Raw genomic sequence first — 20,530 nt, forward strand, 5'->3', positions numbered from 1 at the left:
CCGGGTTTGTCCACGTACCGGGACCGAACCCGGACCGATCCCGGAATCATCACCTCCGCGCAGCGGTTGCGCCACGCTGGGCGACGACGCGGGACCGACCGGGCAGGGTGCCCCCATGGAGACGATGACGTGCGGGTGCGGCGAGGATCGGATACCCGGGGTCCTGGCGAGGGGCGTGCTGGCGCTGACGCTGACCGGGCTGGCGGTGATGGCTCTCACGGCCTGCGTGCTCGGGGGTGCGCTGTGGGCGGTCACCTGGTGGCGGGGCCGCGGGCGCGCGGAGCGGGAGGAAAGCTTCTTCGACGGGTTCGGCCGTTGGGAGGAGGAGACGGCGGAGCCGCCTCCCCCACGGGGCGGCGGCTCGTAGTCACCCTGGTCCCGGCTTTTCTCAGACCGCGCTCACCGCTGCCAGCCGGTGGACGTCCTTCGCCATGCCCGTCACCCCGGAGAGGAAGCCCTGGGCCCGGGGCGAGGCGTGTTCCGTCAGCCAGGCCGGGTCGATGTCGCAGACCGCGACCCGGACGTCGGTGCCGGACAGGGCCAGCGGCAGGGTGTGGACGACCGTGGACGGGAAGCTGAGGACGGTCCGGCCGATGGGGCCCCGGCGGGCGATCAGTTCCAGCGGAAGGTCCGGGCGGACCACCTCCAGTCCCGTCTCGACGGCCAGCCGGTGGAGTTTCTCCGTGCTCTCCCGGCGATGGGCGAAGTAGCGGGTCGCGCCGTGCGCCTCGGCCAGCGTCCGGACCGCCGCCAGATAGCGGTCGGCGTCCACCACGCCCGTCTCCACCAGCGAGGTGCCGACCATGTCCGCGCTCTTCGTCACGCGGGGCGGGCCGAAGCGCTCGCGGGTCCAGGCGAAGACGTTGGACGTGATCGTGACCCCGTCGGGGGCGTCCTTCATGGGCATGGAGGAGAAGATCTCGACCTCGCGGTCCGTGCCGGGGGTCAGCCGGCGGCGGGCCGCGCCGGACACCGGGGCGAAGAGCAGGTCGCGGGGGCCCCGTCGGCCGCCCTTGCGGTGCCAGCGGACGAGGCGTTCACCGCGGGCCAGCTGGCCCACGAACTCCATCGTCGCCGTCCCGTCGTCCACCACGACCAGCTCGCTCGCCCTGGTGATGGTCAGCAGCAGCTGGACGTAACGGGAGAACGGGTCGCCCATCACCATCCGTTCCGCCCGCCGCAGCAGCGGGGTGAGACCGCCGATCGTGTGGAAGGGCGCCGTGGTGCCGCCGCGGGCCTCCTCCCAGCGGACCGTGTGCCCTTCCCGGCGGGCCAGCTCGGCCATGCGGCGCAGCTGGCCGCGGGTCATCGGGTCGGTCGGGGACAGGACGACGAGGGTCAGCCCCGCGCCGGGCTCCTCCCGCGGAGAGAGCTCCCGGGCGGGATCCCGGGTGAGATCCCGGGTGTGCGCCCACTCCAGGACGTTCAGGAGCTGCACCGGACTCTCGACGAAGGCGAGGGTGTGGGGGGTGTGGCCGGTGTTCTTCCCGGCGCGAGGACTCATCGTCGGACGACCATCCCGTAAGGCACTCGAAGGGGTGTTCAGGTCACACCGCGACGGGTTCGCCCGCCGCCGCCGCGATCTCCGCCTCCGTGACGACGCCCGGCACGCGGCGCAGCTTCTTCATCGGGCCGAGCTCGGAGTCGTAGACCTTCTTGACGCCGTCGCCGAGGGAGGCCTCGATGGTGCGGATGTCGCGGACCAGGCGGGTGAGGCCGCCCGGCTCGACGGAGGCGGCCTGGTCGGAGCCCCACATCGCGCGGTCGAGGGTGATGTGCCGCTCGACGAAGGTGGCGCCGAGGGCGACCGCGGCGAGGGTGGTCTGCAGGCCGGTCTCGTGGCCGGAGTAGCCGATCGGGACGTTCGGGAACTCCTTCTCCAGCGTGTTGATGACGCGGAGGTTGAGCTCCCCGGCCTTCGCCGGGTAGGTCGAGGTGGCGTGGCACATCAGGATGTTGTCGCTGCCGAGGACCTCGACGGCGTGGCGGATCTGCTTCGGCGTCGACATGCCGGTGGAGAGGATGACCGCGCGGTGGGTGGAGCGCAGGGCGCGCAGCAGCTCGTCGTCGGTCAGCGAGGCGGACGCCACCTTGTGCGCGGGGACGTCGAACTTCTCCAGGAAGGCGACCGCCTCGGTGTCCCACGGGGACGCGAACCAGGCGATGCCCCGCTCCTTGCAGTACTCGTCGATCCGGCGGTACTCGTCCTCGCCGAACTCGACGCGGTGGCGGTAGTCGATGTAGGTCATCCGGCCCCAGGGGGTGTCGCGCTCGATGTCCCACTGGTCGCGCGGGGTGCAGATCTCGGGGGTGCGCTTCTGGAACTTCACGGCGTCGCAGCCGGCCTCGGCGGCCACGTCGATCAGCTTGAAGGCGTTGTCCAGCTCGCCGTTGTGGTTGATGCCGATCTCGCCGCAGATGTAGACGGGCCTGCCGGGACCGACCTCGCGGGAACCGAAGGAGCGCAGACGGGAGTTGGTGCTCATGGCGGGGATGTCCTTACGTGGTGGGGGTGTCGAGAGAGGGTCCGAGGATCCAGCCGGCGATCTCCCGGATCGCGCCGTCGCCACCGGGGAGGGTGGTGACCGCGCGTGCGGCGCCGCGTACGACGTCGTGGGCGCTCGCGACCGCCACCGGCCAGCCCACGAGGGCGAAGCAGGGGAGGTCGTTGACGTCGTTGCCGACGTAGAGCACGCGCTCCGGCGCGATGCCCTGTTCCTCGCACCACTGCTTGAGCGCGAGGTCCTTGCGGTCGATGCCGTGCAGGACCGGGAGCCTGAGCTTCCGGGCCCGGGCGGCGACGACCGGGTTCTGTTCGGTCGACAGGATCAGCATCCGCAGGCCGGACCGGCGCAGGGCGGCGATGCCGAGGCCGTCGCCGCGGTGCACGGAGACGAACTCCCGTCCGTCGGAGTCGATCAGCACCCGGTCGTCGGTCTGGGTGCCGTCGAAGTCGAGGACGACCGCGTCGATGTCGGCGGCCGTCGGGAGGGACCCGGGCCGGTCCGCGTCGAAGAGGGGCGCGAGCGCCCTGGCCCGGGCCAGGTCGTGCGGGTCGTCGATCTCCAGGACCCGGGCGGGGTCGGTGCGGACGAGTTCCGTGCGGCCGAAGAAGCGGTGGCCGTGCTCGCGGAAGCCGTGGGTCTCCATGGCGTAGGCGGCGCCGGTCTCCAGGAGGTCCTGGGGCCGGTCCTGGCGGCGGGGGCGGAAGGCCTTGTCGTGGTTGACGCCGAAGCCACCGGCCGGGCCGGGGCGCCGGCCGGTGCCCCCGGCCGCTTCGCCGTCGGCGTTGCCGGCCGCGTTGCCGGTGCCGGCGGTCCCGTCGGCGTCGTCGCTGCCCACGGCGCTGTCCGTGGTGCCCGCATCTCCCGCGTCGCGCCAGACGAAGCCATGGAACGGGGCCACCGTGACCGCGGTGTCGGCGCCCCGCTCGACGACGGCCGCCGCGACCCCGTCGATGTCGTCGCGGACGAGGAAGGGGCTGGTGCACTGCACGAGCAGGACGGCGTCGACCGGGGAGCCGTGCAGTGCCTCGTGGGCGTCCAGGGCGTGCAGGACGGCCGCCTCGGAGGTCGCGGTGTCGCCGGCGAGGGCGGCGGGCCGCAGCACGACCTCCGCGCCCGCCTCCCGCGCCGCCGCCGCGATGGCGTGGTCGTCGGTGGAGACGACGACGTCCGTCACGAGGCGGGTCGCCCGGCACTCGTGCACCGCGCGGGTGACGAGCGGCACGCCGCCGACCGGCGCGAGGTTCTTCGCGGGCACGCCTTTGGAGCCGCCGCGCGCGGGGATCACCGCGAGCACACGGCGCATCCCGGCTGGTGAGTCGGACATGGGTTTGTCTCCTTGACGGGTCACAGCTCCCCCATCCGGCGGATGACCGGGGCCACCCGCTGCACGCCGTGCCGGTAGGCGCCGCGCGCCGCCCGGCGCACGATCTGCCGGACCGGTCCCGGCTCCCTGTCGGCGGCCGGCGCACCGGGCAGCGGACCGCCGTCGGGGCCGAGGTGGTGGCGGGCGAGGATGCCGGGCAGATAGCCGGGCGCGGTGACGGGCGTGTAGTACGGGGTGAGGGGCGGCAGGCCGCCCGCGTCGAGCAGGCCGGCGATCCGCTCGCGTGCCGCGTCGAAGGCCGTCGCGTACGAGCCTGTCCCGGAGGGGGGACCCCCTGCGGCGACGCCCTGGCGGGCCACCCACTCCTCGTCGGGGACGGGCCGGTGCCCGGCGTCGAGCTGGTCCCAGGAGGCGAGGCAGCCGGAGCCGACGAAGTGGTGGTTGCCGAGCGCCTCGCGCACCCCGAGGTCGGTGAGGACGACCGTGGGGACCCTGCGGTGCAGGGACTCCAGGGCGGCCGTCGAACTGACCGTGACCATGAGGTCGGTGCGGTCGAGGACCTCGCCCATGTTCCCGTACACCAGACGGAGGTTGGGCGGCGGGTCGAGCCTCTGCACCAGCTTCTGGTACGGCAGCTCCTCGATGTGGGTGGTGTGTTCGCCCGGCTTGGAGCGGAGCTTCAGCAGCACCTCCCGCTCGGGGTGCAGACGCGCGTGCCGCACCAGCCGGTCGAGCAGGTAGGCGCGGTCCCTGCGGTTCTCCGGTACGGAGGGCTGCGCGGCGAACACGACGGTGTAGGGGTCGTGTTCTCCCGTGTACGGGTCACCGCCCAGGAACGGCAGGGCCACTTCGGTCACCGACGAGGCGTCGGCGCCCACTCCTTCGTACACGGCGCGGAAACGCTCCGCGTCCTGACGGGAGTTGGCGAGGACGAGGTCGGCGCCGTGCCGCAGCAGCAGGCCGTCGGCGAGCTTCTCGTAGACGACGCCGACATAGCCGGTGACGACGACGGGCCGTTCGGCGCGCCCCTCCCAGATCCGCTTCAGGCCGTGCAGGATCGCCTGGACGCCACCGCCGACCAGGGCGAGGACGAGGACGTCGTACGGCGTCCGGGTCATGGCGCGCAGGAACTCGGGCGCGGTGACCTCGGTCAGCGAATCGGCGTGCACGCCGACCTCCGCCAGCTGGCGGGGGGTGGGGGTGGCCCGGCCGCGCAGCAGGAATCCGTCCAGGACGGGGGCGGCATGCGTCCCGCTTCCGGATCCGGCTTCCCTGGAGGGCGCGATCCGCGTCGCGGTCAGCGCACCCCATTTCCATCGGGTGTCGGAGTCCGCGAGGACGGCGATCCGCGGGGGGTTGGCAGTACTTGATGGCACGGCCAAGACGCTAGAAAGCAAAAACCTGGCTTTGCCCAATCACCCCTCAACAAAGAGTTAACAGCGGACCACCGAACGCCCAACTGGCCCGGCATTCACTCGAAAGCTTGGGCGGTGCACCATTCCGACACATCGAGTTCACCCCCCGTATCCACATCGGCAAGTTGTGCCGCCGGGGTCCCTTCTAGGGTTTCTCGGGTGCCCAAGCTTTCCGTGATCGTGCCGTTCTACAACGTCCGGCAATACGCACCCGACACCCTGACGAGCCTGCGTGCGAACGCGCGCGACGACTTCGAGTTCATTCTGGTCGACGACTGTTCGACCGACGCGACCTCGGAGATCCTCGCGCGCGCGGAGCGGGATCTGCCGGGCGCGGTGGTGGTCGGACACGAAAGGAACGGGGGGCTGGCCACCGCGAGAAACACCGGAATCGACACAGCGCGTGGCGATTATCTGACTTTCCTGGACGGCGACGACTGGCTGGCGCCCGGGTATTTCCCGCAACTGCTCGCCTCCATCGAGGAGCTGGGCTGCGACTTCGTCCGCACGGACCACGTGCAGTGCACCGGGCGGGCCCGGAGCATTCACCGCGTGCCGCACGGACGGCGCCGGACGGTGATGAACCCGCGGGAAGCGATCCTGCCCGCCGACCGGTCCACCTCGGTGGACTACGCGTACGCCTGGGCCGGCATCTACCACCGCCGCCTCGTCGACCGCGGACTGCTGCACTTCACCGACGGGCTGCGGACGGCCGAGGACCGGCCCTGGATCTGGAAGCTGCACCGGGAGGCGGACAGTTTCGCCGTGGTGGGGCTGCTGGGCGTCCACTACCGGCGCGGGGTGGCCACTTCCCTCACCCAGATCGGCGACGTACGGCAACTGGACTTCGTCCGCGCCTTCGACCAGGTGATCGAGGAGACGGCGCGGGACGCCGAGAGCGCGAAGCTGCTGCCCAAGGCGGTGCGCACCTACTGCGCGGTCATGACCCATCACCTCGGCTCGATCGAGAGGTTCGAACCCGACGTGGCACGGAAACTGCGTTCCCTGTGCGCCGCCGCCCTGAAGCGCATGCCGCAGGACGTGCTCGCGGAGGTCATGGACTCGATGGACGTACAGCGGGCGAGCGCGCTGCGGCGGGTACGGCGCCGGCCGGGCGCGGACCGGACGGGCGCGGACCGGACGGTGGCGGACCGGACGGTGGCCGTCTGATGCCTCGCACCACCCGGATCTTCTGCGTCTCCACCCTGTACGGCGCCGCGACCCTGGCCGCGGCCCTCGACGCGGGGCTCTTCGAACCGACCGACCGCCGGCTGCTGCTCGTCACCAACAACGCGGTCAACCCGGAGACCACACCGTCCGTCGACACCATGCCGGGCTTCGGCCGGATCCGTGAGCGCTTCGACGAGGTGCTGTCCTGGAACGAGACCATCGCCCCCTTCCACCCCGGCGGCTGGGGCCCCCGCGGGGACGACATCCCGATGTGGGAACGGTACGTACGGCTGCTGTGGGAGCTCGGGGACGACGAGGTCCACCTGGCCGTGGAGTCGATCCAGGTGAATCCGGCGCTGGCACTGTGCCAGGTGTTCACCGGCGCTCCCGTCGACGCCTACGCCGACGGCCTGATGAGCTACGGCCCCACGCGCGACAAGATCGACCCGCTGGTCGGCACCCGGGTCGACCGGCTGCTCCACCTCGACCTGGTGCCGGGCCTCACCCCCTTGCTGCTCACCGAGTTCGGCGTACCGCCGGTCCTGGTGCCGTCCGAGGCGTTCCTGAAGGTGCTGGGCGAACTCGCCGAGGACGAGAACGGGTCGCCGGCTCCCGAGGGGCGGCCGGCGTTGCTGCTGGGGCAGTACCTCTCGGCGCTCGGCATCATCGACGACGCCGACGAGGAGCGACTGCATCTGGACATGGTGCGCGGCGCCGTGGCGCTCGGGCACCGCGAGCTCGTCTTCAAGCCGCACCCCGTGGCACCCGCCCGCCGGTCCCGGCTGCTGGAGGACGAGGCGAGGAGGCTGGGCGCCGAACTCTCCCTCCTCGACCGGCCCGTCCTAGCGGAGGTGGCCTACCAGCGGCTGCGGCCCGCGCTCGTCGTCGGCTGCTTCTCCACCGCGCTGCTCACCGCCGCCGGTCTGTACGGTCTCCCGGTCGCCCGGGTCGGCACCGACACCGTGCTGGCCGGGCTGGCGCCGTACCAGAACAGCAACCGGGTGCCGCTCACTCTCGTGGACGCGCTGCTGCCGGACCTGGCGGACGGGCCGGCGGTGGAGGCGTGGGCGATGCCGTCGCCGGAGCGGGTGGACGAACTGGCCGCGCTCCTCAAGGCCGTCGGCTTCGCGATGCAGCCCAGGATCTACCCGGGACTGCTCGGGGACGCGGAACGCTACCTCTCCACACACCTCGACCCCCACACCTTGCGCTACTTCAAGCGCCGACGCCTGGCGGCGCTGGCCCTGCCCGGCGCCGTCCCGGGCCGACTCGCCTTCATCCCGCGCAACGCGACCGTACGCCGCCTGGCGCGCCGGGCGCGGGCCCTGAAGCGGGTGACCGGCAAGCGGTAGCGGCGGTAGCGGCGGTAGCGGCGGTCACCCGCCGATCGCAGACACCACATACCTGGACGGCCGTTCATCCGATCGTCACTCGTGCGCCGCCGGTGGGTCAGCCGTCACTCATCCCCGACTTGTCGGAGATACATAGCGTTCCGTCGTCGCGAGGACGGCCTCGACCGTCACACACGACCGAACACCTCTCACGACTCCCACGGAAGGTCCCAGGATGAGCGCGGCTGACCAGGCGGCGGCCCCGGCCCCGGCCCCGACCTCAGCACTCCGGCTTGACCTTCTCATCCCCGACCGGGCCCCGGTCCGGCCCCGGGCGGAGAGCCGGCTGCGCGCCCTGGACGGGCTGCGTCTGCTGGCGGCCCTGATGGTCTGCTTCTACCACTACGCCGGCAAGAACGGCGAGGTCGCGCAGTCCTGGCACCAGTCCCCCGGCCAGAAGTTCCCGACGCTGTCCCAGTTCGCCACCTACGGCAGCCTGGGCGTGCAGTTCTTCTTCCTGATCAGCGGATTCGTCATCTGCATGAGCAGCTGGGGGCGGAGCATCGGAGACTTCTTCCGCTCCCGGGTCGCCCGGCTGTACCCCGCGTACTGGGCGGCGATCGTCCTGGTCACCGCGGCGGGTCTGGTGCTGCCGGTGGTGGCCGGGCCGCTGCGCCCGGACGAGATCCTCACCAACCTCACCATGCTCCAGCAGCCGATGGGGGTGCCCCGGGTGCTGGGGGTGGACTGGACGCTCTGGGTGGAGGTGCGGTTCTACGCCCTGTTCGCGCTGTTCGTGGTCTGGCGGGGCGTCACCTACCGCCGGGTGGTGATGTTCTGCTGCCTGTGGACGCTGGCCGGCGTCTTCGCCCGGGTCGCCGACAACCCGCTGACCGACGAGCTGGTGATGCGTGACCACGCCCCGTACTTCATCGGCGGCCTGGCCTTCTACCTGATCCACCGGTTCGGCAACGACCTGCTGCTGTGGGGCATCGTGGGCTTCAGCTTCCTGCTCGGCCAGCGCTACTCGGTCACGGCGCTGTGGCACCCCGGACCGCAGGGCCAGTTCCACCGCAGCCCGTATGTCGTCGAGCTGATCATCCTCGTCGCCTTCGTCGCCGTCGCCGCGGTGGCCCTGGGCTGGACGAGCCGGGCGAACTGGCGCTGGCTGACGGTGGCCGGGGCGCTGACCTACCCCTTCTACCTGATCCACGAGCACCTGGGCTGGTTCTTCATCCGGGTGCTGTACCGCGACTTCGGCCTGAACCCGTGGCTGACGTTCGGCACGACGGTGCTGTCCATGCTCGGGATCGCCTGGCTTCTCCACCGGTTCGTGGAGAAGCCGGTCGGGCCCCGGCTGAAGCGGGCGCTCGCCGCCGCGCGGAGGGCGCCGGAGTAGTCCGAGGGCCCGGTGGAGGCCGACCGCGCGGAGCCCCGCGCCCCCGAGGGGGTGAGCGGGGCCGCTGCGCCTCCCGCTCACCCCCTCATCCCTCACCCCTCACCCTCCCGGCTGACGCGGCGTCTGCCGCAGCCGCCGTACCGCGCGCCGTACCGCCGGGTGGCGACGCAGCGCCTCCGCGCGGATCGGGGCGCCGCCCGGCAGACGCAGGCTCGTGAGGCGGCGGCGCTTGAAGTAGCGCTGGTACGGCGACGGTTCGGCGATGTTCGCGGCGAGCCAGGCGGCCGCCTCCGCGCGCAGGCCGTGGTACTTGCGGGACTGCATGCAGTACCCGACGGCCCGGATCAGGGGCGTCAGCTCCTCGGCGGCGCGCGCGAGTTCGAGCGGGGCGCCGAGCTCCTCGTGTTCGGCGTCGGGCAGCGCCACGTCGATGATGGTGAGCGGGACGCGGTTGCTGTTCTCGTACGGCGTGATGCGTTCCAGGAGCAGCTCGGTGCCGACCCGGGCGACGGGAATGCCGTAGAAGGCGGCGGCGGTCATCAGAGCCGTGGAGAAGCAGCCGATGACGAGTTTCGGCTTCAGGAAGGCGAAGACCGTTTCGGCGAGGATCGGTTCGTCGAGCACGGTGAGCCGCACGCCGAGTTCCCCGGCGGCCGCCTCCAGGGACTCGCCGTAGACGGCGGGCGCGCTCGGGTGCGGCTTGAACAGCACGTTCTCGTGGCCCGCGCGGGCGGCGGCCCGCAGCATGCGGACGTGCAGCCGCTCCTCCTCGTCCTGGGTGATCAGGCCGATCGCGGAGAGGTACTGGCCGAGGAGTACGGCGGTGGCGCGGTGGTCGGCCGGAAGCCGCTCGGCGAGGAGGCCGGCGCCGGACTCGCCGATCTGCGCGAGGACGTCGACCATGGCCTCGTCCGGCACGGCCTCGGGCCGCACGCCGTACTCGGACAGGAGCATCGGCCGCAGGCCGGGCACCAGGTCGAGGTGGAGCACGCGTGTGATGCGGCTGCTCATGCCGTGCGGGATGCGGTTGCGGGTCGGGCCGTAGCTCATCAGGCCGTCCGCGTAGACGTGGATCGGGCTGTCCGCGAAGATGTCGGCGATCGCGCGGGAGGGGTTGGCCTGGATGGACTCGCAGGCGATCTCGACCGGATCCTCACCGAGGTCCCAGGCGAGGCGTACGGCCTTCTCCCACAGCCGGGTGTCCTGGGCGCGCGGCGACCAGCCGGCCGGGTGGTGCGGGGAGATGAACTCGTTCCACGAGTGCACCTGGTCGAACTCGGGGCGCAGCTTCTCGAAGCCGGCCATCCGGTCCAGCGGGGTGCCGACCTCCGGCGCGGCGGCGGTGTTGCTGACGACGAGGACGCGCCGGACGCCCTCGCGCGGGCCGAACCGGCCGGCGCGGATCGCGGCGGTGACGGTCGCGGCCGCGTACTGGGTGGCCGAGCAGAATATCTGGATCACGCCGCCACACCCTTCATACCGCCGCGGATCCGGCGCAGCACCTGGACGCGTTCCTCGCCCATTCCCACCACGGCCTCGCTCAGCTCCTCCTCGCCCATCGCGCCCAGCGCCTCGGCGGCCAGCCGCTTCAGCCTCGCGGCCACACCGCGCTCGAACCGGCGCCGGTCGATCAGCTGGTGGGCGATGACGACGCAGAAGTTGCGCAGCGCCTTCCCGCGCAGCCGGTCCGCCTCGGGATCGTCGGCGAGCTCGGCGAGGACGAGGTCGAAGGAGCGGAAGAAGTCCAGCTGGCGCACGTCGCCGATCTGGGTGAGCGAGGTGGCGACGCCCCGGCGGTAGAAGACCCCGTGCAGGCCGGCGACGACGTAGGAGTGCGCCCTGCGGTGCAGGTCCCAGATCCACGGCCGGTCCTCGGCGGTGCGCAGCCCGTCGTGGAAGCGGAGCATGCCCCGGTCGAGGAGGCGACGGTGGTAGACGCCGGCCCACGCGTACGGGTAGTCGACCATCGTGGTGTCGTCGACGGGGAGGATCGAGGAGCGCGGGTCGAGCGGGGTGTGGCGGCGGCCCTCGGGCGCCCGGTGCACGGCCCGCTCGAGGCCGGTGACCTGCACATGGTCGGTGCGGACGAAGTCGACGTCGAACCGCTGGACGACGTCGACCAGTTGGGCCAGATAGCCGGGCGCCAACCAGTCGTCGCCGTCGAGGAAAGTGAGGTAGCGGCCTTCCGCGACGTCGATGCCGGTGTTCCTCGCGGTGGCCAGTCCGCCGTTCCGCTCGTGTCGGATCACCCGGCTGTTCCCGAGCCGCTTCGTCAGGGCGAGGAGCGCTTCGTAGGTCCTGTCCTTGGTGGATCTGTCCTCGACGAAAAGGAACTCGAAGTCGTCCCGGGCATTGTTGACCAGGCTGGTCACGGTCTCGGGCAAATACGACTCGATGTTGAAACAGGGAACGATGACGGACAGGGTCGGTGTGTTGGCCACGTGTGCGCACCTGGATTCTCAGCGGAAAGTCAAGTGATCCTAAGAAAGCAGGATCGGCTTCCGTATGTATCGTCGCCGACACCCAGGTGAATTCGATGTGACATCCGGATCGGGTCGGGAAAGGCCCAATGAAGAACGGGTGAGCCGGCCCCTGTTCCTTTTCGACACCCCGTTCTTCGCGATGTCTTCCAGGATGAGCGGCGTGCCGTCGGCGGAGCCGTCGTTGACGTACACCGACTCGAAGGTGCACGGGCGATGAGTGGTGCAATGCGCCGAATCGACAGACGTTCCCGCCCGTATCCCGGCCCGGCCGGCCGCGTTCGGCTACGGGGCCCCGTACCGCGCGGCGATTCCGGCCACGACGATCTCCAGACCCTCCCCGAACTGCCGGTCGTAGTCGTCGAAGATCTCCGCGCCCGCCCTGGCCGACAGCGGGAACCCGGCGAGCAGTCGGGCGCGTTCCGCCAGGTCGAACCCCTCGCGCCGCTCGCCCGGCAGCGGCTGCACGCCCTGCTCCTCGGTGACGAACCCGATGGTGAACGAGTACGCGGTCGACGAGGCGCGTACGGCGTCGGCGAGGGTGAAGCCGGCGGCCGTGAACAGGCGCAGGTTCTCCTCCATCTGCACGGCGTGGTCGGTGCCGGTGAAGCGCGAGCCGCTGAAGACCTTCGCGCCGTCACGGTGGGCGAGCAGGGCCGCGCGCAGCCCGTGGTTGGCCTTGCGCGTCCGGTCCTGCCAGGTGTCGGCGGGGTCGAACACGATGTCCGCGACCATCCGCCGGTACATCTCGGTCGCCATCTCGTCCAGCAGGGCCTGTTTGTCCTTGAAGTGCCAGTAGAGGGCGGGCGCCTTGACGTCCAGCTCCCTGGCGATGGCACGCAGGGTCAGCCCGTCGAGGCCCGCCTCGTCGAGCAGTCGGAGCGCGGTGTCCGCGACCCGCTTGCGGTCGAGGGGGGCACGCCGTTCGGTACTCACGCTTGACAGCTTAACGCCGTTAAGGCCATGCTCGTGGTCAACGGCACTTAACAGCGTTAAGGAGAGTTGTATGGATATGGACGTGGACGTCCTGATCGTCGGCGCGGGCCCCACCGGTCTCGCCCTCGGCATCGACCTGGCCCGGCGCGGAGTGGACGCGCTGGTGGTGGAACGGGGCGAGACCCTCGCCCCCGGTTCACGCGGCAAGGGCCTCCAGCCGCGCACGATGGAGGTGTACGAGGATCTCGGCGTCCTCGACGAGATCCTCGCCGCCGGTGGCGCGTACCCGGTGGGCATGGTCTGGGCGGACGGCGTGCAGGCCGGCGAGCACGCGATGTTCGACCCGATGGAGGACGGCGAGGAGGGCTGCCGCTTCACCGTCCCCTGGATGGTCCCGCAGTGGCGCAACCAGGAGATCCTGCTGGCACGGCTGACGGAACTGGGCGCAACCGTGGCCTTCGGCCGCGAGGTCGTGCGGCTCGCACAGGACACACAGGGGGTGACGGCGCACTTCGCCTCCGGCGAGCCGGTCCGCGCCCGGTACGCCGTCGCCGCGGACGGCGGCCGCTCGGCGGTGCGCCGCGCGCTGGGCATCACGATGACCGGCGAGACGCTCGACCCCGACCGGGCCCTGGTGGCGGACGTGCGGATCCCGGAGCTGGACCGGACGTGGTGGCATCTGTTCCCGCCGAGCGGACCGGACTCGGGGTTCCTGGCGCTGTGCCCGCTGGCCGGCACGGACCATTTCCAGCTGGTGGCGCGGCTCTCCGGGGAAACGGACCCGGATCTGTCACCGGACGCCATCCGCAAGCTGGTCGCCGAGCGCACCCACCTCGCGCCCGAGGCGGTGACGGACGTCCTGTGGACGTCCGACTTCCGCCCGCGCGCCGCCCTGGCGGACCGCTTCCGCGAGGGACGGATCTTCCTGGCCGGCGACGCGGCGCACGTGCACTCCCCGGCCGGCGGCCAGGGCCTGAACACCAGCGTCCAGGACGCGTACAACCTGGGCTGGAAGCTGGGCGCGGTGCTGAGCGGACGGGCCCCGGAAGCCCTGCTGGACACCTACGAGGAGGAGCGCCGCCCCGTCGCCGAGCACGTACTCGGCCTGTCCACCGCGATCCTGCGAGGGGAGACGAGGCGGGGTGCGGCGACCCGGCAACTCGGCCTGCACTACCGGCACTCGTCACTGAGCGAGGAGACGAGGCAGCACCCCGGTCCGCTCTCCGCCGGCGACCGCTTTCCGGACCTGACGGTCGACGGCGTCCGCCTCTTCGACCGGCTCAGGGGCCCGGACTGGACCCTGCTGACCCTGGAGGACGGCGTGTTCCTGGTCCGCCCGGACGGCTACGTGGGCTGGGCGGGCGAGACGGAGGAAGGGCTCGGGGCCTACCGCGCGCGGTTCGGCCTCGTCTAGCCGTCGCCGTCGAGGAGGGTGTCGACGGCGATCCGGAGAGCCATGGCTCAGAAGGCGTCCGACGGCACGTACGTCCCCCACACCCCCCGGAGGGCGTTGCACACCTCGCCCACCGTCGCCCGGGCCCGCAGCGCGTCCTTCATCGGGTAGAGGACGTTGTCCTCGCCCTCGGCGGCCTTCTTCAGGGCGTCCAGGGCGCCGTCCACCGCGGCCTGGTCGCGTCCCGCCCGCAGCTTCGCGAGGCGTTCGGCCTGCTGGGCCTCGATGGCCGGGTCGACGCGGAGCGGCTCGTAGGGCTCCTCCGCGTCGAGCTGGTAGCGGTTGACGCCGACCACGACCCGCTCGCCGGAGTCGGTCTCCTGGGCGATCCGGTAGGCCGAACGCTCGATCTCGGACTTCTGGAAGCCGTGCTCGATGGCGGCGACGGCGCCGCCGAGGTCCTCGACCTTGCGCATCAGCTCGACGGCCGCCGCCTCGACGTCGTCGGTCATCTTCTCGACGACGTAGGAGCCCGCGAAGGGGTCGACGGTCGCGGTCACGTCCGTCTCGTAGGCCAGTACCTGCTGGGTGCGCAGGGCGAGGCGCGCGCTCTTGTCCGTGGGCAGCGCGATCGCCTCGTCGAAGGAGTTCGTGTGCAGGGACTGGGTGCCACCGAGCACCGCGGCCAGGCCCTGGACGGCGACCCGGACCAGGTTCACCTCAGGCTGCTGGGCCGTCAGCTGGACGCCGGCCGTCTGCGTGTGGAAGCGGAGCATCAACGACTTGGGGTTCTTCGCGCCGAACTCCTCCCGCATCACCCGCGCCCAGATCCGGCGCGCGGCGCGGAACTTGGCGACCTCCTCGAGGATCGTCGTACGGGCCACGAAGAAGAAGGACAGGCGGGGCGCGAAGTCGTCCACGTCCATGCCGGCCGCGACCGCCGTACGGACGTACTCGATACCGTCCGCCAGGGTGAAGGCGATCTCCTGCGCGGGGGACGCGCCCGCTTCCGCCATGTGGTAGCCGGAGATCGAGATCGTGTTCCACTTCGGGATCTCGGCCTTGCAGTACTTGAAGATGTCGGCGATCAGCCGCAGCGAGGGCTTCGGCGGGAAGATGTACGTGCCGCGCGCGATGTACTCCTTGAGCACGTCGTTCTGGATCGTGCCCGTGAGCCGGTCGGCCGGGACGCCCTGCTCCTCGCCGACCAGCTGGTACATGAGCAGCAGCAGGGCCGCCGGGGCGTTGATCGTCATCGACGTCGACACCTTGTCCAGCGGGATCCCGCCGAACAGCACCCGCATGTCGTCGACCGAGTCGATGGCCACGCCCACCTTGCCGACCTCGCCGCTCGCGATCGGGGCGTCGGAGTCGTGGCCCATCTGGGTGGGCAGGTCGAAGGCGACCGACAGGCCCATCGTGCCGTTGGCGATCAGCTGCTGGTAGCGGGCGTTGGACTCCACCGCCGTACCGAAGCCCGCGTACTGGCGCATGGTCCAGGGGCGGCCGGTGTACATCGACGGGTAGACGCCCCGGGTGAAGGGGTACCGGCCCGGCTCGCCCAGCTGCTCGGCCGGGTCCCAGCCCGCCAGGTCCTGCGGCCCGTACACCGGCTCGATGGGCAGTCCGGACTCCGACTCACGCGCCATGGGTGTGATGCCTCCCGTTTCCGAGTCACTCGCCGGTTACTCGCCAGTACCGTCCGGCCTTCCGACGGACTGTATCGGCGCCCGCGCGCCCGGTGCAGAAGGGCGCGCTTTGACCTTCCTCACAGAATGCCGACGGCTTCGCTCACCACCATGCCGCTCCGTTCGCGAGGAGTCATCCGGGGGGAACATCTCAGGCATGCGGATGCGGAGATCGATCGCCGTCCTGGCCGGCACGGCGGCTCTGGTGACGGTGTGCGGCTGTAGCGTGCAGGCCCCGGACACGGACGGAGGGGCGCGTTCGCCCGTGCCCGCCGACGTCGGCGGGACGGCCTCGGGAAGGGCCTCGGCGTCGGCCCCGGCCCGGACCACCACCGACGACAGACCGGGTGCTGCGGCCACGAGCGCCCCGACTCCCGCGGTCCTGTGGTCCCGGGGGGACGCGGGGCGGGCCGTCCGCGAGCTCCAGGCCCGGCTGCGTCAGGTCGCCTGGCTCTTCGAGGGGCCCACGGGAACGTACGGCGAACGCACCGAGCAGGCCGTGAAGGGCTTCCAGGGCAAGCGCGGGCTGCCGGCGACCGGGCGGACGGACGCCGTCACCTGGCAGCGGCTGCTGGGGATGACGCACGAACCCGGGGAGTGGGAGCTGTACCCGATGGGCGGCCGGCCGGCCGCCGCGCCCGATCCCCGGTGTCTGTCCGGGCGGGTGCTGTGCATCGACAAGACGAGCAGGACCCTGCGCTGGATGGTCGACGGCCGGACCCGGACGACGGTGTCGGTCCGCTTCGGCTCGCAGTACACGCCCACCCGGGAGGGTGTGTTCCACGTCTACTGGAAGTCCCGCGACCATGTGTCCACGCTCTACCACTCACCGATGCCGTACGCGATGTTCTTCAGCGGCGGACAGGCGGTGCACTACTCGTCGGACTTCGCCGCCCGCGGCTACGCGGGTGCCTCGCACGGATGCGTCAACGTGCGGGACGAGACGGCGATCGCGAGTCTCTTCGCGCAGGTGAGGAACGGCGACAAGGTCGTCGTGTCCTGGTGAGCGCGGGGAGAGGTTCGAGGCGCGAGCGGGACCGGGGGAACGTGTCCCGCCCGCGCCGAGCGCACGAGCCGGAAGTACGGGGGGAACCCCGGCTCTGTGCAAGGGCCGATGACCAGTCGGCTCACTTGTTACTGCGCTCCGGCCGCCGAAAACGTCACACCTCTCGCGAAAAAACTTGGAAGACCGGCGAGACGGTCAACGAAACCGCAGGTCAGCGACGTCGAGAGGACGATCTTCAGTCAGGCCGGCCCTAGCGACCCGCGTGGCCGGAGTGGCCGGAGTGGCCGGAGCCGCCACGGCCGTGACCGCCGCCGTCACCGCCCCGGCCACCGGCGCCGCCACGGCCCCGGTGGCGATCGCGATCGCCGTCACGGTCTCGGCCCCCGTCGCCGTCGTCGTCGTCGGAACCGCCCTTGTCGCCCGAACCGGGTTTGCCGCCCGTGGCGCCGCCGCGGCCCCCGCGGTCGCTCTGGTTCTTCCCGCCGTCCTGGCCGGCGGTGCCGTTCGGGGCGCGGTCGTCGGCTCGGGAGCTTCCGCCGCCACCGCCGAGGACGCCCGCGCAGTACGTCGGCACGTGCGTCGGGCCGCCCGCGAGGTGCTCCAGGGTCTGGCGGCGCTCGGCGTCCAGGGTGCGGCCGGCACTCAGGTCGCGGCAGGAGGAGGTCACGCCGGCCGGCCAGGTGCCGGGGGCGTCCGGGGTGGCCGAGGGGGCGCCGTCCGTCCGGCCGTTCCCGGTGTCCTCGCGGCCGGGGGCGCCCGTGCCGCCGTCCGTCGTCGCCGGGTCCTCGTCACCGCCCGAGGCGTCCGGCTTCGGCGCGGCGGGCGAGCTCTCGTCCGGGGCCGCGGGGGCCGACACGGAGGCCAGGGGACGGGCGGGTTCGGCGCCGTCGAACGGGGCCGGCAGGACGCCGGTCGCCGCGGCCACCCCGCCCACCGTGCCGACGGCGAGCGCGGCGGCCAGCCCCAGCCGTACGGGCCGGCTCCACCGGGTCGGACGCCCGGCTTCCGGGACCCGGCCGCCGATGCGCACCAGTCCCGCGTCGGCGGCGTGCGCATCGGGATCCGCGCCGAGAACGGCGGCACCGGCGGGGCCGGCGAGGTCGGCGCGGTCCGCGTGGGCCTTGCGGAAGGCGGCCAGCGCCGCGGCCTCGCCGGGGAGTTCCTCGTCGGCGGGCAGGGGCTCGGCGGCCTGCGCGGAGAGCGCGTCCAGGGTGCGGGCGAGCCGCTCGGCCGCTGCCCGGGACCTGGCGTCGACAGCGTTGTCGGGTGACTCACCGCGCAGCAGACGCTCCGCCGTTTTTCGGTCGAGCCACCTGTTCTGCTTGTCGGCCATCACATGTCCCTCTGCGTCCGCGCGCGCGTATGCGTCACACCAGCGGACGTCACCGCGCGCGAGCGCGGTTCTCGCTGGGTCGGCAGGGCGTCGAGGGCGCCGCCCGTCTCCGCGTCCTCGCCGAGCAGCTCCGCGAGCTTCTTCAGCCCCCGGTGCGCGGCCGTGCGTACGGCACCGGGCCGTTTGCCGAGCGTGTCGGCGGCCGTCTTGGCGTCCAGGCCCATGACGACCCGCAGCACGACGGCCTCGGCCTGGTCCTGCGGCAGCCGGGCTATGAGCCTCAGCGTGCGGCCGGTGTCCAGCGCCTCCATGGCCTCGCCCGCGGTGTCGGACTCGGCGGGCCGGCCGGTCAGTTCGGTCTCGTCGGTGACCGTGGCCGGGCGCCGGCCACGCATGCGTATGTGGTCCAGCGCGCGGTTGCGGGCGATCCGGGCGGCCCAGCCGCGGAAGCGGTCCGCGTCGCCGCTGAACCGCTCCAGGTCCCGGGCTATCTGGAGCCAGGCCTCGGAGGACACGTCCTCGGCGTCGAGGTCGCCGACGAGCGTGCGTACGTACCCGAGCAGCCGCGGGTGCACCGTGCGGTACACAGTCCGGAACGCGGTCTCGTCCCCGTTCTGTGCCGCGAGCACCGCGGCTGTCAGCTCCGCGTCGTCCCCCACGTCGTGGTTCCTCGGTCGATAATTCGCGGTTTTCTGGACCGCAGGTCGTTGCGGTGGTCTGCCGCTGGCCGTCCGGCGCGAAAGGCACGTTACGACCTGAAACAGCCGCACGTCCATGTCCGTAGAACATGCAACTAACTCGTGACGCGAGCGGGCGTGCCCGGGGTGTGACAGAAAACGCACTCATGGCGCTGTAGGGAGTACGGGCCGCCGCGCGGCCCGTGCCGCGCGACGGCCGGGGCCTCTCCTGTGGGGGGTGGCGGCCTCGGCCGTTGCTTTGGCGGCAACCGGTTACCGCCCCTTGGCCCCGCTCTCGGCGGCCTCGGCGCTCTTCCCGGCCTCGGGTGTCCTCCCGGCCGCGGGTGTCTTCGCGATCTTCGGAGTCCCGGCCGCTTCCGGGGTCCCGGCGGCCTTCCGGGTCCCGGCGGCCTTCGGGGTCTTGGCGGGTTTCGGCCCGTCCCCTGCCGATGCCGACGCGGCTGCCCCTGCCGACGCCGCCGCCTGCGCCGCGCAGTACGCCAGGACGTTCTTCTCGCCGCCGGCCGCCGTCGCGAGCCGTCGCCAGGCGGTGGAGTCCATCGCCTGGCCGCGTCCCCCGACCTTCTCGTAGGCACGGCAGTGCGCGGCGGTGTCGTCGGCGTTCACGGGCCGGTCCCGGTCGGCGGAGGCGGCCGGCCGCGGGCTCACCGGGACGGTGGCGTCGGACCGGGCCCCGGACGCGGTCACCGGGGGCTCGGGGTGCCCCGCGCCCTCGGCGGCGCCGTCCGTGGAGGTCGCCACGGCGGCGAACGCGACCCCGCCGAGTGTGAGGCCGGCGACCAGGACGGAGAGCGTGGCCCGCAGCGAGCGGGCCGTGTGCCGTCGGACCCTGGGCCGCCAGTCGTCCCGGCGCCGGGTCCGGGCCTGGTGGGCGCCCGCGTCCCGGGCCGCCCGGAAGGCGGCGACCGCCCGGCGCTCACCCTCGCCGAACCCGCGCACTCCGTGCTCGCTCCGGTCGCGCAGGGCTCGGCCGAGCAGCGCCTCCAGCGTGGCCGCCGCGGCCTCCGGTCCGTCGTCGGCGGCGTCCGCGGGGTGTGCGCGCCGACGGCTGTGGCCCGCGCCGTCGTTCAGCCGTTCACCCATGTCCGTTTCCGCCTCTGTCCCGTCCGTCCGGTCAGGCCGTTCGACCTGGTGGTCGGGCCCGCCACTGATCCATACGGTCCGCAGCGCTCGCCGTTCATGTCGACTCCCCCAGCGTTCGGGGGCCGCCATCCGTCACACCTTCGCCCTCGGCCGCGGTGCCGAGCCGGCGGGCCAGCCGCTTCAGGCCCCGGTGGGCGGCCGTACGGATGGCGCCGGGGCGCTTGCCGAGGACGCGGGCCGCGGCGGGCCCGTCGAGTCCCACGACCACCCGCAGCAGCACCGCCTCGGCCTGGTCGCGCGGCAGCCCGCGGACCAGTTCCAGGGCGTGCTCGGTGGACAGCGACTCCAGCGCCTCGTCGTGGGTGCTGTGCGGGCCGGCCAGGTCGAGGACGACGTCCTGGTCCAGTACCGCCGGCCGGGGACGGACCCGCAGCCGGCGCAGATGGTCGAGGGCCCGGTGCCGGGCGATGGTCGCGGTCCAGCCGCGGAATCCGGCGCCGTCGCCCTTGAACCGCCCGAGGTCGCGGGCGATCTCCAGCCAGGCGTCGGAGGCCACGTCCTCGGCGTCCTCGCCGACGATCCCGCGCAGGTAGCCGAGCAGTCCGGGCTGCACCAGCCGGTACGCCACGGCGAACGCGGCCTCGTCGCCGTCCTGGGCCCGCGTCACGGCCGCGCCCAACTCCCCGTCGTACGCCTGCGCGCGCCGGGGTTCCCCTCCCTGGCCCAAGACAATCCTCGTTCGTGCGGACTCGGTTCGGCGCGCGACT

The 20,530-nt window shown here is 72.4% G+C and carries 18 protein-coding genes; 6 read left to right on the top strand and 12 right to left on the bottom strand.

Translation table 11 applies throughout. The features are described 5' to 3' along the window. Positions 1-115: 115 nt before the first annotated feature. The gene (locus OG440_RS13630; protein ID WP_406007113.1) at positions 116-367 is read left to right on the top strand and encodes a hypothetical protein; all 252 of its coding nucleotides are present in this window, start codon (positions 116-118) and stop codon (positions 365-367) included. Positions 368-388: 21 nt separating this feature from the next. Here the strand turns inward: OG440_RS13630 and OG440_RS13635 are convergent, their stop codons facing one another. From OG440_RS13635 to OG440_RS13650, 4 genes are read right to left on the bottom strand one after another with little or no spacing between them, the layout of a single operon-like run. Next, positions 389-1,504 (bottom strand): hypothetical protein, encoded by a 1,116-nt coding sequence (locus tag OG440_RS13635; protein WP_406007114.1) that lies wholly within the window; start codon positions 1,502-1,504, stop codon positions 389-391. Positions 1,505-1,547: 43 nt separating this feature from the next. Then, on the bottom strand, positions 1,548-2,486 hold the full coding sequence (locus OG440_RS13640; protein ID WP_406007115.1) for an N-acetylneuraminate synthase family protein: 939 nt from the start codon (positions 2,484-2,486) through the stop codon (positions 1,548-1,550). 13 nt (positions 2,487-2,499) lie between these two features. After that, positions 2,500-3,831, bottom strand: coding sequence for a cytidylyltransferase domain-containing protein (locus tag OG440_RS13645; protein WP_406007116.1), 1,332 nt, complete (start codon positions 3,829-3,831; stop codon positions 2,500-2,502). Positions 3,832-3,851: 20 nt separating this feature from the next. Then, positions 3,852-5,207: a DUF6716 putative glycosyltransferase gene (locus OG440_RS13650; RefSeq protein WP_406007117.1), complete on the bottom strand. Its 1,356-nt coding sequence runs from the start codon at positions 5,205-5,207 to the stop codon at positions 3,852-3,854. Between the two features lie 198 nt (positions 5,208-5,405). Here OG440_RS13650 and OG440_RS13655 point away from each other — a divergent pair, with 198 nt between their 5' ends. The 3 genes from OG440_RS13655 (at position 5,406) to OG440_RS13665 (ending at position 9,146) form a co-directional block, all read left to right on the top strand. Then, positions 5,406-6,416 carry a glycosyltransferase family 2 protein gene (locus OG440_RS13655; protein ID WP_406007118.1) on the top strand — a complete coding sequence of 337 codons (1,011 nt, stop codon included), beginning with the start codon at positions 5,406-5,408 and terminating at the stop codon, positions 6,414-6,416. Next, entirely contained in the window at positions 6,416-7,768 is a 1,353-nt protein-coding gene (locus tag OG440_RS13660) for a polysialyltransferase family glycosyltransferase (protein ID WP_406007119.1), read from the top strand. Before OG440_RS13655 ends, OG440_RS13660 begins: the two co-directional genes overlap by 1 nt. Positions 7,769-7,982: 214 nt before the next feature. Continuing rightward, positions 7,983-9,146 (top strand): acyltransferase family protein, encoded by a 1,164-nt coding sequence (locus OG440_RS13665; protein ID WP_406007120.1) that lies wholly within the window; start codon positions 7,983-7,985, stop codon positions 9,144-9,146. A gap of 99 nt (positions 9,147-9,245) precedes the next feature. Here OG440_RS13665 and OG440_RS13670 read toward each other — a convergent pair whose 3' ends face one another. The 3 genes from OG440_RS13670 to OG440_RS13680 all read right to left on the bottom strand — a co-directional run bounded on the left by OG440_RS13670 (position 9,246) and on the right by OG440_RS13680 (position 12,562). Further along, the gene (locus tag OG440_RS13670; RefSeq protein ID WP_406007121.1) at positions 9,246-10,607 is read right to left on the bottom strand and encodes a polysialyltransferase family glycosyltransferase; all 1,362 of its coding nucleotides are present in this window, start codon (positions 10,605-10,607) and stop codon (positions 9,246-9,248) included. Further along, positions 10,604-11,587 carry a glycosyltransferase family 2 protein gene (locus OG440_RS13675; protein WP_406007122.1) on the bottom strand — a complete coding sequence of 328 codons (984 nt, stop codon included), beginning with the start codon at positions 11,585-11,587 and terminating at the stop codon, positions 10,604-10,606. Before OG440_RS13675 ends, OG440_RS13670 begins: the two co-directional genes overlap by 4 nt. A 324-nt stretch (positions 11,588-11,911) precedes the next feature. Next, the gene (locus tag OG440_RS13680; RefSeq protein WP_406007123.1) at positions 11,912-12,562 is read right to left on the bottom strand and encodes a TetR/AcrR family transcriptional regulator C-terminal domain-containing protein; all 651 of its coding nucleotides are present in this window, start codon (positions 12,560-12,562) and stop codon (positions 11,912-11,914) included. A 76-nt stretch (positions 12,563-12,638) separates the two neighbouring features. On the opposite strand from OG440_RS13680, the gene OG440_RS13685 reads away from it, so the two are divergent. After that, entirely contained in the window at positions 12,639-13,976 is a 1,338-nt protein-coding gene (locus tag OG440_RS13685) for an FAD-dependent monooxygenase (RefSeq protein ID WP_406011349.1), read from the top strand. Between the two features lie 47 nt (positions 13,977-14,023). Here the strand turns inward: OG440_RS13685 and OG440_RS13690 are convergent, their stop codons facing one another. Continuing rightward, positions 14,024-15,604 (bottom strand): methylmalonyl-CoA mutase, encoded by a 1,581-nt coding sequence (locus tag OG440_RS13690; RefSeq protein WP_406007124.1) that lies wholly within the window; start codon positions 15,602-15,604, stop codon positions 14,024-14,026. A 196-nt stretch (positions 15,605-15,800) separates the two neighbouring features. On the opposite strand from OG440_RS13690, the gene OG440_RS13695 reads away from it, so the two are divergent. Then, positions 15,801-16,649 (top strand): L,D-transpeptidase family protein, encoded by an 849-nt coding sequence (locus OG440_RS13695; protein WP_406007125.1) that lies wholly within the window; start codon positions 15,801-15,803, stop codon positions 16,647-16,649. A 250-nt stretch (positions 16,650-16,899) separates the two neighbouring features. On the opposite strand, the gene OG440_RS13700 is transcribed toward OG440_RS13695, so the two are convergent. The 4 genes from OG440_RS13700 to OG440_RS13715 all read right to left on the bottom strand — a co-directional run bounded on the left by OG440_RS13700 (position 16,900) and on the right by OG440_RS13715 (position 20,490). Then, positions 16,900-17,982, bottom strand: a complete 1,083-nt coding sequence (locus tag OG440_RS13700) for a hypothetical protein (protein ID WP_406007126.1) — start codon at positions 17,980-17,982, stop codon at positions 16,900-16,902. Then, positions 17,982-18,641 carry an RNA polymerase sigma factor gene (locus OG440_RS13705; protein ID WP_406007127.1) on the bottom strand — a complete coding sequence of 220 codons (660 nt, stop codon included), beginning with the start codon at positions 18,639-18,641 and terminating at the stop codon, positions 17,982-17,984. The genes OG440_RS13700 and OG440_RS13705 overlap by 1 nt, the downstream gene beginning before the upstream one ends. Before the next feature lie 291 nt (positions 18,642-18,932). Next, complete coding sequence (locus OG440_RS13710; RefSeq protein WP_406007128.1) at positions 18,933-19,763, bottom strand: hypothetical protein; 831 nt, start codon at positions 19,761-19,763, stop codon at positions 18,933-18,935. Between the two features lie 94 nt (positions 19,764-19,857). After that, on the bottom strand, positions 19,858-20,490 hold the full coding sequence (locus OG440_RS13715) for an RNA polymerase sigma factor (protein ID WP_406007129.1): 633 nt from the start codon (positions 20,488-20,490) through the stop codon (positions 19,858-19,860). Between the last annotated feature and the right edge of the window lie 40 nt (positions 20,491-20,530).

Source organism: Streptomyces sp. NBC_00637 (genome assembly GCF_045161545.1).
In the GTDB taxonomy this organism is placed as follows: domain Bacteria; phylum Actinomycetota; class Actinomycetes; order Streptomycetales; family Streptomycetaceae; genus Streptomyces.